At 66.7% G+C, this 11944-nt stretch carries 9 protein-coding genes; 7 read left to right on the plus strand and 2 right to left on the minus strand.

Annotation, left to right across the window (positions count from 1 at the left end):
* Positions 1 to 299: 299 nt before the first annotated feature.
* Complete coding sequence (locus ACQR1D_RS09420; RefSeq protein WP_284420907.1) at positions 300 to 725, minus strand: universal stress protein; 426 nt, start codon at positions 723 to 725, stop codon at positions 300 to 302.
* Between the two features lie 51 nt (positions 726 to 776).
* Complete coding sequence (locus ACQR1D_RS09425) at positions 777 to 1319, minus strand: SixA phosphatase family protein (RefSeq protein ID WP_315804320.1); 543 nt, start codon at positions 1317 to 1319, stop codon at positions 777 to 779.
* 105 nt (positions 1320 to 1424) lie between these two features.
* On the opposite strand from ACQR1D_RS09425, the gene ACQR1D_RS09430 reads away from it, so the two are divergent.
* The 7 genes from ACQR1D_RS09430 to ACQR1D_RS09460 all read left to right on the plus strand — a co-directional run bounded on the left by ACQR1D_RS09430 (position 1425) and on the right by ACQR1D_RS09460 (position 11892).
* A complete protein-coding gene (locus tag ACQR1D_RS09430; protein WP_434837855.1) occupies positions 1425 to 2855 on the plus strand; it encodes an NAD(P)/FAD-dependent oxidoreductase in 1431 nt (476 codons plus the stop codon).
* Positions 2856 to 2952: 97 nt separating this feature from the next.
* Positions 2953 to 3456, plus strand: coding sequence for a peptide-methionine (R)-S-oxide reductase MsrB (msrB, locus tag ACQR1D_RS09435; protein WP_316182987.1), 504 nt, complete (start codon positions 2953 to 2955; stop codon positions 3454 to 3456).
* A 296-nt stretch (positions 3457 to 3752) separates the two neighbouring features.
* Entirely contained in the window at positions 3753 to 5558 is a 1806-nt protein-coding gene (locus ACQR1D_RS09440) for a flagellar hook-basal body complex protein (RefSeq protein ID WP_316182988.1), read from the plus strand.
* Positions 5559 to 5602: 44 nt separating this feature from the next.
* The gene (gene flgK, locus ACQR1D_RS09445) at positions 5603 to 7465 is read left to right on the plus strand and encodes a flagellar hook-associated protein FlgK (RefSeq protein ID WP_434837856.1); all 1863 of its coding nucleotides are present in this window, start codon (positions 5603 to 5605) and stop codon (positions 7463 to 7465) included.
* 15 nt (positions 7466 to 7480) lie between these two features.
* Positions 7481 to 9352, plus strand: coding sequence for a flagellar protein (locus ACQR1D_RS09450; RefSeq protein ID WP_434837857.1), 1872 nt, complete (start codon positions 7481 to 7483; stop codon positions 9350 to 9352).
* A 93-nt stretch (positions 9353 to 9445) separates the two neighbouring features.
* Positions 9446 to 10252, plus strand: coding sequence for a hypothetical protein (locus ACQR1D_RS09455; RefSeq protein ID WP_315804314.1), 807 nt, complete (start codon positions 9446 to 9448; stop codon positions 10250 to 10252).
* Positions 10253 to 10263: 11 nt separating this feature from the next.
* Entirely contained in the window at positions 10264 to 11892 is a 1629-nt protein-coding gene (locus ACQR1D_RS09460) for a hypothetical protein (protein ID WP_434893827.1), read from the plus strand.
* Positions 11893 to 11944 lie beyond the last annotated feature (52 nt).

The following is an 11944-nucleotide window of genomic DNA, read 5'->3' on the forward strand; positions in this document are numbered from 1 at the left end:
TTTTGATGCAGATCGGTTGGCCATTGGGGACAGGAGTGCAATCCCAGTCCGGACCAAATCCGGTATTCGGATTAGGATTGGGAAACCAGTAGAAGCCAGAAACGAGAAGGCAAAGCAGCGCGACGATGAATAGGATACCCAATACGTCACCAGCCCTTGGATAAGGCAGAGGCCATCTCATGACGGTGTCCTCAGTCGGCGCTTCGGTCGGGCAATATGATCGAGAAACGCCAATGCAATGGCAATGACCACGAAGTGGAAATTGGTCCACGCGCAGGATGCGTCGGACGGGCCGCGTCTTACGGCCTCACCACGAGCACCGAGCACTTGGCGTAGCGCACGACGTGGCCGGCATTGCTGCCGAGGAAGTAGGTCCGCATCGCCGGGCGGTGCGAGGTCATTACGATCAGGTCGGCCTTGACCTTGGCTGCCTCCTCGAGGATCTCGTGATAGATGCCGCCCTGGCGCACCGTATAGCTGATGCGCTCCGCCGGGATGCCGGATTCGCGCGCCACGATCGACAGCGCTTCCTCGGCGGTCTCGCGCTGCTGCGCGTCGAAATCGGCCGGGACGTATTCGGCGAGCATCACCGGCGTCATCGGCATGACGTTGAGCAGATGCACCGTGCCGCTCCAGGTCTGTGCCAACGTGGCCGCGGTGGCGATGGCGGGCTTGGCGAGGTCGGTGTCGGCCAGATCGATCGGCACCAGAATCGAGTTGAACATCGAAGGTCCTCCTCTGTCCGCCGGGATTACGCGCCGGACCGGACCTGCCTGTCAATCGACCGAGCCATGCTTGAGCAGCTTGGGCGTGACGAATCTCAGGAGACGGCCGCGGGTGAAGCTGACGTCGCCCCAATCGTCGGTGTCGAAATCGAGCACCGCCAAACCCGCGGTCGGCATGTTGCGCATCAGCTCGTGGCGGGCCTCTGAATCGCCCCCGCCGGTCAGCGCCAGCGCGAGCTCGTGCATTCCGGGATTGTGCCCGACGAGCAGGAGCTGCTTCGGATCGTGCACTGCCGCGAGGCGGATGTGATGCAGCATCTGCATCGGCTCGGCGCCGTAGAGCCCGGGAACGGTCTCGACCTGCGGGGCCGGGACACGGTCCTTCATCGCCGCAAGCGCGAGGTCCCAGGTCTGCTGTGCCCGGACCGCGGTCGAGACCAGCACCAGCTCCGGCACCGGCGGGTGGCTGGCGATGAAATCGCCGATCATGGCGGCATCCTGGTGCCCGCGCTCGTCGAGACGGCGGTCCTGGTCGCGGCCGGTCGGCGCGTCAGTCTCGGTCTTGGCGTGGCGCAGCAGCATCAATCGGCGCATGGAATTCCGTCTCGAATCGTTCAGGCTGGGTCCGGCTGTACCACGTCTCTTTGTCGCCATTAAAAGCGTCATGACGTCCGGCGCAGGGTTCGCTAAGAAAACGCCATGAGCGAGACTTCCACAAGCGTGAACGATGACGCGGATGCCGCAGGTGCACACGGCCGCACCAGGCTGAATTTCGACCTCGACGTCGACGTCTGCGTGGTCGGGGCGGGATTGGCCGGCTTGACGGTGGCATTGTGCGCGGCCCGGCAGGGGGCGAGCGTCGCGGTGCTGGAAGGCCGCCAGGTCGGGTGGAACGCATCCGGCCACATGATCGGCACGGTGATGCCTGGGTTCGACCTGCCGCTGCCGGATCTGATCGAGCGCGTCGGGCTCGCGCATGCCCGGGCGCTATGGGCGTTGTCCTGGTCCGGTGCCGAGTTCATCCGCGCCCAGGCCACCGAGGCAGCGATGCCGGGCATCGGGCTCAGCGAGGGCGCGCTCGAAGTCTCCAATGTCGACGCCGGCGACGCCTTGATCCGCCGCCTGCAGATGCTGCACGAGGATTTCGACACCGAGGTCGAGGGCTGGCAGATCGAGCGCGTCAGGACCGAGCTCAAGACCGACCGCTACTTCCACGGCGTCCATTATCCCAAGGCGTTCCAGTTCGACGGCCGCAGGTACGTTCACGCGCTGGCGCGGCTCGCGCACAAGGCCGGGGCGCGGATCTTCGAGGACACGCCGGTGGTCAGCATCGATGCGTCGGGCGTGCGCAAGCGCATCGTGACGCCGTCGGCGCGGATGCGCGCCTCGCACATCGTGCTGGCCGGCAACATCCATCTCGGCGCGCCGCTGCAGAAGCTGTCCGATACGCTGCTGCCGGTGTGGCGCTATGGCGGCGTCACCGCGCCGCTCGGCGAGCGCCTCGCCGAGGCGATTTCCTTCCAGGGATCGGTCAGCGACACCGACGGCATCGATCATTTCCGAATCGTCGACGGTGACCGGCTGATGTGGGCGAGCCCGGAGACGACCTGGGACGCGCGGCCCAGCGGATTTGCCGCGGCGCTGCAGCGCCGGATCCGGACGGTGTTTCCGCAGCTCGGCCGGGTCGAGATCGCCGACACCTTCGGCGGCGTCACCGGCCAGACCGTGCACGGCATGCCGCAGATCGGCCAGCTCCGCAAAGGCCTGTGGGTCGCGAGCGGCTTCGGCCGGCAGGGGCTCAACACTTCGGCGATGGCCGGACAGCTGATCGCCCAGGCGATCCTCGCCGGCGACGATCGCTGGAAGCTGTTCTCGCCGTTCGAACTGGTCTGGGCCGGCGGCGTCAGCGGCCGGGTTGCCGGGCATGTCGTCAATCTCTGGGTCCGCGGCCGCTCCGCCGCGGCCGGGACGCTGGCGCGACACCGCGAGCGCGTGCGTGCGCAGGAGCGCATGCGCGAGATCCGGGCGGCCGAAGCGCGGCGCCGGGCGGCCGAGCGGCCCGGCTCGCGGCTGCCGCTGCGGCCGCAGCCATCCGATCTGAACCGCCATCCCGACGCCGGGGAGGGCTGACACCTCGCAAGAAAGTGAGCCGCCGCGCCCGCGCCCGACGTAACTTCGCGGGATCCCATCCGTAGATCCGGTAACTCATCGCCGTACGGAGACCGCCATGATCGACCGCCGCCTGATGTTGACCACCGCCGCCGGACTGTTCGGCTTCGCCGCCCTGCGCTGGCTCGGCGGTTCCGCGCCGGCCCGCGCCGCCGAGAAGTTCGAGGTCGAGAAAACCGAGGCCGAGTGGCGCGCGCAACTGACGCCGCAGCAATACGAGATCCTACGCGAGGAGGGCACCGAGCGGCCCTGGACCAGCCCGCTGCTGAAGGAGCATCGCAAGGGTACCTTCGCCTGCGCCGGCTGCGACCTGCCGCTGTTCTCCTCCGACACCAAGTTCGACAGCGGCACCGGCTGGCCGAGCTTCTTCAAGCCGCTCGACAATGCCGTGGCGACCCGCCAGGACAAGACCTACGGCATGGTCCGCACCGAGGTGCATTGCCGCCGCTGCGGCGGCCATCTCGGCCACGTGTTCGACGATGGCCCCAAGCCGACCGGCCTGCGCTACTGCATGGACGGGCTGTCGCTCACGTTCCACCCGGCAAATCCGTCGTCGACCTGACGGGAATCTGCGCCCGGATATTCCGGCTCGTCCGTTCAAGGCTCAGATGGGGGTCTTGAGGACGCGCCGGTAGCCGTGACGAGCGGCCGCGCCGGAGCGCGATTTGGCGTGTCCGGCCCGGCAAGAACTGCCGGCTCGGCAATTGTTCACCAGTTTTGACGCTGGTTTTTTGACGTTGTTGTTTTTCAACCCGCTGATTTCACAGTATTTTCGCATCTGGCACAGCGATTGCGACAGCTCTCCACGAAACGCGGTGCGGGCCGACCTGTCACCGGCATCACAGTGGAGAGATTGGTATGGGTATCTTCGACGCGATGAATACTTCGGTGAGCGGTCTGTCCGCTCAATCATTCGCGCTGCAGAACATTTCCGGTAACATCGCGAACGCGTCGACCGTCGGCTACAAGGGCATCGGCACCAGCTTCGAAGACCTCATCCCCAACGCGACCAACCCGACGCGCCAGAATGCCGGCGGCGTCACCGCCTTCGCCAAGGCCACCATCACCACCCAGGGCACCGTCTCGACGTCCTCGGTCGCCACCAACATGGCGATCAACGGCGACGGCTTCTTCAACGTGCAGAAGGCCTCCTCGGTCGTCGACAACGTGCCGGTCTTCACTGGCGTCACCAACTACACCCGGCGCGGCGACTTCCAGCTCAACGCCAACGGCAACCTGATCAACGGCGCCGGCTATTACCTGATGGGCGTCGCGGTCGATCCGAAGACCGGCAACGCCACCGGCAACGTGCCGACCGTGCTGCAATTCGCCAACAATTTCGTGCCGGCGCAGGCGACCACCGCAATCCAGTACGCCGCCAACCTGCCGACGCAGCCGAAGACCGCCGCGAGCGGCAATGCCGCGACCGGCACCCTGGTCGCGGCCGGCGGCCTCAACTCGGCCGACCTCTCCAACGTGCCGCTGCCGGTGGGCACCAACTTCTACGCCGACTCCACCGTCACCGGCGGTACGGCGGTCAACAAGAACGCGGCGAACATCACCACGTCGACGCTGCTGTCGGGTGGTGCGGCCACCGATTCGATCACGAGCAACTTTGCCACCGGCGACACGATCACCATGACCGGCAGCGCGGGCGACGTCATCACCTTCACTTTCGTCGCCTCCGGCGCCTCGGGCACCCAGATCAATGTCGGCGACTCCGTCGGCACGCTGATGGCGAAGATCGCGGCCGTCACCGGCGTGACGCCGACCATCACTGCCGGCAAGATCACGCTGCATTCCGGCAGCGGCGAGGACTGGACCATGAGCAGCGCGTCCCCGGGTTTCACCGCGCTCGGCCTCACGTCACCGGTGGCACTGACGCGCACGGCGAGTCCCGGCACCGGCATCGTGATCGGCAACGATCTCACCAACTTCAACAACGAGACGATCTCTGGCGGCGCGGTCACGGCCTACAACTCGTCGGGCACGCCGGTGAACGTGCAGTTGCGCTGGGGCAAGGTCGACAGCGCGACGCTCGGCACCGGCCACAAGGACACCTGGAACCTGTTCTACCAGACCGACTCGAACGCGACCGGCTCGACCGTGGCGTGGCAGAACGTCGGCACCAACTTCCAGTTCGCCTCCGACGGCTCGCTGGTGTCGCCGACGACCTCCAACATCTCCATCCCCAACGTCGTGGTCGACGGCACCACGCTCGGTACCGTCAGCCTCAACATCTCCTCGGGCGCGCTGACGCAATATGCGAGCACGATCGGCTCTGCGACCATCAACCAGATCAATCAGAACGGCTTCGCCGCCGGTCAGTTGCAGTCGGTCGCCGTCAACAACAGCGGCGTCGTCACCGGCACCTTCTCCAACGGCCAGACCATCAACCTGGCGCAGGTGACGCTGTCGCACTTCAACGGCACCAATTACCTGAAGGCGCTCGACGGCGGCGCCTATGAGGCGACCGATCAGTCCGGCCAGGCCATCATCGGCGCGACCGGCAAGATCTCGGGCGGCTCGCTGGAAGGCTCGAACACCGACATCGCCGACGAGTTCACCAAGCTGATCGTGACCCAGCAGGCCTATTCGGCCAACACCAAGGTGATCACGACGGCCAATTCGATGGTGCAGGATCTTCTGAACGTGCTGCGCTGATCGCGCTGAGACGTGGCAGTTGAATTGACATAAGGCTACCGCACATGGGTTTGAGTTCTGCCCTCGCCACCGCGATGTCCGGCCTGCGTTCGACGCAGGCCGCGCTCTCGATCATCTCGTCGAACGTCGCCAACGCGAACACCCCCGGCTACGTCGCGCAGAACCCGAACCAGATCGAGGTCGCCAGCGGCGGCTTCGGCTCGACGGTGACGACGACCGGCGTCAACCGTCAGCTCGATCTGTTCGTCCAGAACCAGCTCCGCACCGAGACCTCGGGCGGGACCTACGCCAATCAGATGGCCAACATCCTGAGCCAGCTGCAGACCGTGTACGGTACGCCCGGCGGCAGCGGCACGCTCGAGACGGCGCTGAACAATTTCACCACGGCGCTGCAGTCGCTGTCGAACAATCCGAGCAACCAGTCGGCGCAGTCGGTGGCGCTGTCGGCGGCGCAGGGCGTGGCGCTGCAGCTCAACGCGACCACCAAGGGCATCCAGACCCTGCGCAGCAATGTCGAGCAGGACATCGGCAATTCGGTCACGCAGGCCAACGCGGCGATCAAGCAGATTGCGACGCTCAACACGCAGCTGCAGGGCCTCGACAGCTCCGACCCGCTGGCGGCGACCCTGCAGGACCAGCGCGACAACGCGATCAACACGCTCGCCAAATATGTCGATATCCGCGTCGTGTCCGACCCGACCAACGGCACGAGCATATTCACCAATTCGGGCATCCAGCTGGTCGGCGCGGGCCTCAGCTCGGAGTTCACCTTCTCCTCGCCGGGGACGCTCGACGCCACCTCGCTCTACAACAGCGATCCGACCAAGACCGGCGTCGGCCAGCTCAACATCAAGCTGTCGAACGGCGTGTCGCTCGACGTCGTGTCGAACAATCTGCTGAACTCGGGCCAGATCGCAGCCGACCTCAAGCTGCGCGACCAGACCCTGGTGCAGGCCCAGACCCAGGTCGACCAGCTCGCGGCGACGATGGCTTCGGCACTGTCCGACAAGACCACGGCGGGCACCGCGGTGGCTGGGCCGCCGGCCGGCTTTGACGTCTCGACATCAGGGCTGCTGGCGGGCAACACCATCAACCTGACCTACACGGACTCGAGCAACGTCCAGCGTCAGATCAAGGTCGTCAACGTCAACGATCCCGCTGCGCTGCCGCTGCAGAATGCCACCGGCGCCAACCCGTCCTATGTCGGCGTCGACTTCTCGCTCGGCATGGCCTCGGTGGTCTCGCAGCTCAACAGCGCGCTCGGGTCGGCGCATCTGCAGTTCTCCAATCCCTCCGGCAGCACGCTGCGGATCACCGACGACGGCAGCAGCCAGGCGACCGTCAAGGCGGCCTCGGCCACCACCACGACGCAGACGCTTGCCAGCGGCAATGCGCAGCTCCCGGTGTTCACCGACGGCGGCGCGCTCTACACCGGCGCAATCACCTCGACGGGCTCGCAGATGACGGGGCTCGCCGGGCGGCTCAACGTCAACCCGGCGCTGCTCAACGATCCGACCAAGCTGTCGACCTATTCGACCTCGCCGCAGACCGCGGCCGGCGACTCGACGCGGCCGGACTTCCTGTTCGCGCAGCTCACCTCGGCGACCTTCAGCTACTCGCCGACCACCGGCCTCGGCTCGGCGGCGCAGCCGTTCCAGGGCACGGTGTCCGGCTATCTGCAGCAATTCGTCAGCCAGCAGGGCAGTGCGTCGACGCTGGCGACCCAGCTCAGCCAGGGCCAGGCCGTCGTGGTCAGCACGCTGAAGGAGAAGTTCCAGGGCACCGCGGGGGTCAACATGGACAGCGAGATGTCCAACCTGATCCAGGTCCAGAACACCTATGCGGCAAACGCCCATATCATGTCGGTCGTGCAAAGCATGATGCAGAGCCTGCTCCAGGCGTTTTAGTGAGGCGCGTGTAAGATGACGATCAGCAGTGTCAATTACGGAAGCTCTCTGCTCGGCCTGTCCGTGCGGAACATCACGAGCCAGCTCGCGGACCTTTCCACGCAGCTCTCGAGCGGCGTCAAGGCGAACAACTACGCCGGCATGGGGCCCGACGAGGGGTTCGCGATCGCGGCGCGGGCGCAGCTGTCGAACATCTCGGCGTTCACGCTGACGATGACCCACGTCAATACCGTGATCGGCGCGGTCAATACCTCGCTGCAGTCGCTGTCCAAGATTCATGACCAGGTCCAGAGTGGCGCCTCGGCGACACCACAGAACCTGACCAGCACTGGCCAGACCACGGGACAATTGACGGCGCTGTCCAACCTGTCGGCGATCACCGGCATCCTCAACACGCAGGTCGGCGACCGCTACATTTTCTCCGGCAGCGCCACCGACCGGCCGGCGATCGCATCGGCCGACGACATCCTGAACGGCACCACAACGCAGGCCGGGCTCAAGCAGGTCATCGCCGAGCGGCAGCAGGCGGATCTCGGGCTCAACGGTCTCGGGCGTCTCAACCTGTCGGCGTCGGCCACCATGCCGATCACGCTGGCGGAGGACGTCGCCGGCTCGCCGTTCGGCTTCAAGCTGAGCGGGGTGACGTCGTCGCTGACCAACGCCACGGTGACCGGACCGTCCGGCTCGCCCGCGGGCATCTCGGTCGATCTCATCGCCGGCAATCCGAATGCGGGCGACCAGATCAGCTTCACCTTCAAGCTGCCCGACGGCACCTCGGAATCGATCAAGCTGACGGCGTCCACCACGACGCCGGCGCCGACCAATACGTTCGCCATCGGTGCCACGCCCGCGGCCACCTCCGCCAATCTCAACGCGGCGCTCAACACGGCGCTGTCGACGCTGGCCAACACCTCGCTGACCGCCGCCTCGGCGGTCGTCGCCGGTGACAACTTCTTCAACACGGCGAGCTCCGTGTCGGGCACCGTGGTCAACAACAAGCTCGCAACACCGGCGCCGATCACCGGAGCGACGCTGCTGTCGGGCGGTGCGGGCTCCGACTCGATCGCGACCAGCTTTGCAACCGGCGACACCATCACCGTCAACGGACAGACGCTGACCTTCGTCGCCTCCGGCGCCAACGGCAACAACCAGATCAATGTCGGCGACAGCGTGCAGACGCTGCTGTCGAAAATCGATACGCTCAGCGGCACGTCGACGCCGTCGACGGTCAGCGGCGGCGTGATCACCTTGCGCACCGACGACGCCGCCAGCTTCTCGGTGTCGAGTTCGAACGCGGGTGCGTTCGGGGCGCTCGGCTTCTCCGGCACCGTGACGGCGCCGACGCCGCCGTTGCGCGTCTCCGGCTCGCCGCTGGGATCGGCGACCAGCCTCGTGAACGGTTCGGCCAACACCGTCGCCTGGTACACCGGCAACAGCGGTCCCGGCTCGGCGCGGTCGAGCGCGACCATCCGGATCGACACGGCGCAGAGCATTCAGTTCGGCGCCCAGGGCAACGAGTTTGCGATCCGCAACCTCGTGCAGCAGACCGCGGTCTATGCCGCCGTCAACACGCCGCCGGCGGGTGCGAATGCCCCGCAGCAGATCGGCGCGCTCAGCCAGCGCATCGCCGCCAACCTGACGCCGCAGCTCGGCCAGCAGGCGATCTCGGACATCCAGACCGAGTTTGCCAACGCCCAGACCACGATGAAGGACGCCACGGCGCGCCAGACCCAGGCCAAGGCGGCAATGCAGGCCATGGTCGACCAGACCGAGGGCATCTCGCAGCAGGAGGTGGCGAGCCAGATCCTGCAGCTCCAGACCAACCTCCAGGCGTCCTACCAGACGACGGCGATGCTCGCCCAGCTGACGCTGGTGAAATATCTGTAGCGCCCCGGGGACGGCGGTTAGGTTTTCGTTAACCACGTCTCTTTAGCTTTTGTTCAGATCTGGGGCGAGAGCCTCTTTGTCTGGAGGCGGAACGTGAGTGACGGAACCGACGAGCGCATTCATCTGGTGGTCGCGACACCATGCTTCGGCGGCCAGGTGTCGAGCATCTATGCGAGCTCGATCTTCGCCCTGCAGCGCGAGTTGCGCGCCACCTCCAACGTCGGCCTCACCGTCCACATGCGCGACGGTGATGCGCTGATCACCCGGGCGAGGGCCAATCTCGTCACCCTGTTCCTCAATGATCCCACAGCAACCCATCTGCTGTTCGTCGATGCCGACATCGGCTTTACGCCCAGGCAGGTCTTCCGGCTGATCGAGTCCGGCGGCGACATGGTCGCCGGTGTCTATCCGGTCAAGAAGGTCAACTGGAGCAAGGCGCGCCGCGCCATTAACGACAACCGGATGGACGTGCCGGCGGCGTCGCTCGACTACGTGCTGGAGATTGACAATCCGGACCACGTCGCGGTGGTCAACGGCTTTACCCGCGTGCGCTATGCCGGCACCGGCTTCCTGATGATCCGCCGCCGCGTCATCGAGGCGATGATCGCGCATCCGGCCTACGCGCCGCTGCAGTTCTTCCGCGAGCATTCGCAGGATGCGCTGGCCGGCAGCCCGAACCGCTTCGCGCTGTTCGAATGCATGATCGATCCGGCGACCGGCACCTATCTCAGCGAGGATTTCGCGTTCTGCAGACGATGGACCGATCTCGGCGGCGAGATCTGGGCCGATCTCGACAGCCGGCTCGATCACGTCGGTCCGTCCGTCTTCCATGGCAATGTCGCCTCGCAATTCGCCTCGGCGGTGGCGGTTCCGACCGCTGCTGCGGCTGACGCAGCCTGACGATCCGTACCATGACCCCGGCGGCAACCCGGTCGCAGATCTCCCAGCCATCCCGCATCGACCGGCGCGAGCAGGGCGTCGCGGCCGGACTGCGTGATCTCTTTGCCCTGCTCGGCGATCTCCTGATCGATGGCGGCGACGCCCGCCTGGCGCTCGATCGCCCCTGGGGCCGCAACGTCTATGGCTGCGGGCCGTCGCCCGAACCCGATGTGCTGTGCTTCGCATCGAGCACGGCGTCGCCGATTTCGGAACGCGCCTATGCGCGCGTCGAGCTGGCGCGCGAGCAACTGATGCATGCGACGATCTCGCTCGGCCTCGACGCCGCGCTCGACCGGCGCACCGAGGAGATGCGCTGCGAACTGCGCGGACATCTCGGCCTTGCCGACGACATCGACATCGTGTTCTCGCCGTCCGGCACCGACTCGCAACTGCATGCGCTGGCGCTGGTGCGGGCGATGCTCGGCGAGAGCGTCACGAGCATCGTCGTCGGCAGCGACCAGACCGGAAGCGGCACTGCCGCGAGCGCCCGGGGACACCATTTCAGCACGCGGACGGCGAACGGCCTGGCGGTGCGGACGAACACGCCGATCGAGGGGCTCTCGGGCGACGCCGTGTCGCTGCCGCTGCTCGACGGCGCATCGATGCAGCCGCGCGGCGATATCGATGCCGAGGTGCTCGACATCGTCGAGGCGCTGGCGCGGAAGGGCCGTAGCGTCCTGCTGCAGGTCATGGAGTCCTCCAAGCTCGGCTGGCGCGCGCCGGACATGGGCTGCCTCGACGAGGTGGCGCGGCGCTGGCCGGGGCGCGTGCAGGTCGTCGTCGATGCCTGCCAGATGCGGCTCGGCGCGGCGCGGCTGCGCGACCATCTCGAACGCGGCCATCTGGTGCTCGTCACCGGCGCGAAATTTTTCGGCGGCCCCGCCTTCAGCGGCGCGCTGCTGGTGCCCGCGGCCGCATCGGCTGCGCCGCGCTGCGGACATCCGATCGCCCCCGGCCTGTTCGACTACGTCAATCGCAGCGATTGGCCGCTCGCCTGGACGGATCTGCGCGCGCGCACGGCGCCGCGCGCCAATATCGGCCAATGGCTGCGCTGGGAAGCCGCGTTGGCGGAGATCGCCGCATATCACGCCGTGCCCGAGCCGTTCCGCCGGATGGCGATCCGGCAGCTCGGCGAGTCCATCGAAAGCCTGCTGATGCTGTCGCCGGCGCTGCGTCCGATCGCCGCCCGCGCGCCTGCGCTGGATGGGAGCGACGACGAGTTCGGCTTTCCCACCATCTTCCCGTTCGCGCTCCAGCGTGACGGCGGCCTGCTCGGCCTCGGTGAGACGCAGGCGGTGTATCGCGCGCTCCAGCGCGATCTCCGCAGCCGCTTCACCGGGCGAGCAGCCGAGGTTGCCGCGCGCCAGTGCCTGATCGGCCAGCCGGTGCGGATCGAACGCGCGGGCGAGGCGCCGACGGCCGCGCTGCGGCTGTGCATCGGGGCGCGCCAGGTGACGGACGCATGGTGTGACGACGTCACCGCCGCCCGGGTCAATCTCGAATCCGACATCGACCGCGTCGCCGACATCGTTGCCAAAACAGAGCTGCTCGTATCGGATCTGAGCAGCCAGGATCTCAGGGACATCTGCAATGCCGACTGATTTGCTCGCGCTGGCCGACGCCACCGGCGCAGGATGTGCCGACCGGGTCGGC

The organism is Bradyrhizobium sp. HKCCYLRH2047 (assembly GCF_051168175.1).
Classification (GTDB): domain Bacteria; phylum Pseudomonadota; class Alphaproteobacteria; order Rhizobiales; family Xanthobacteraceae; genus Bradyrhizobium.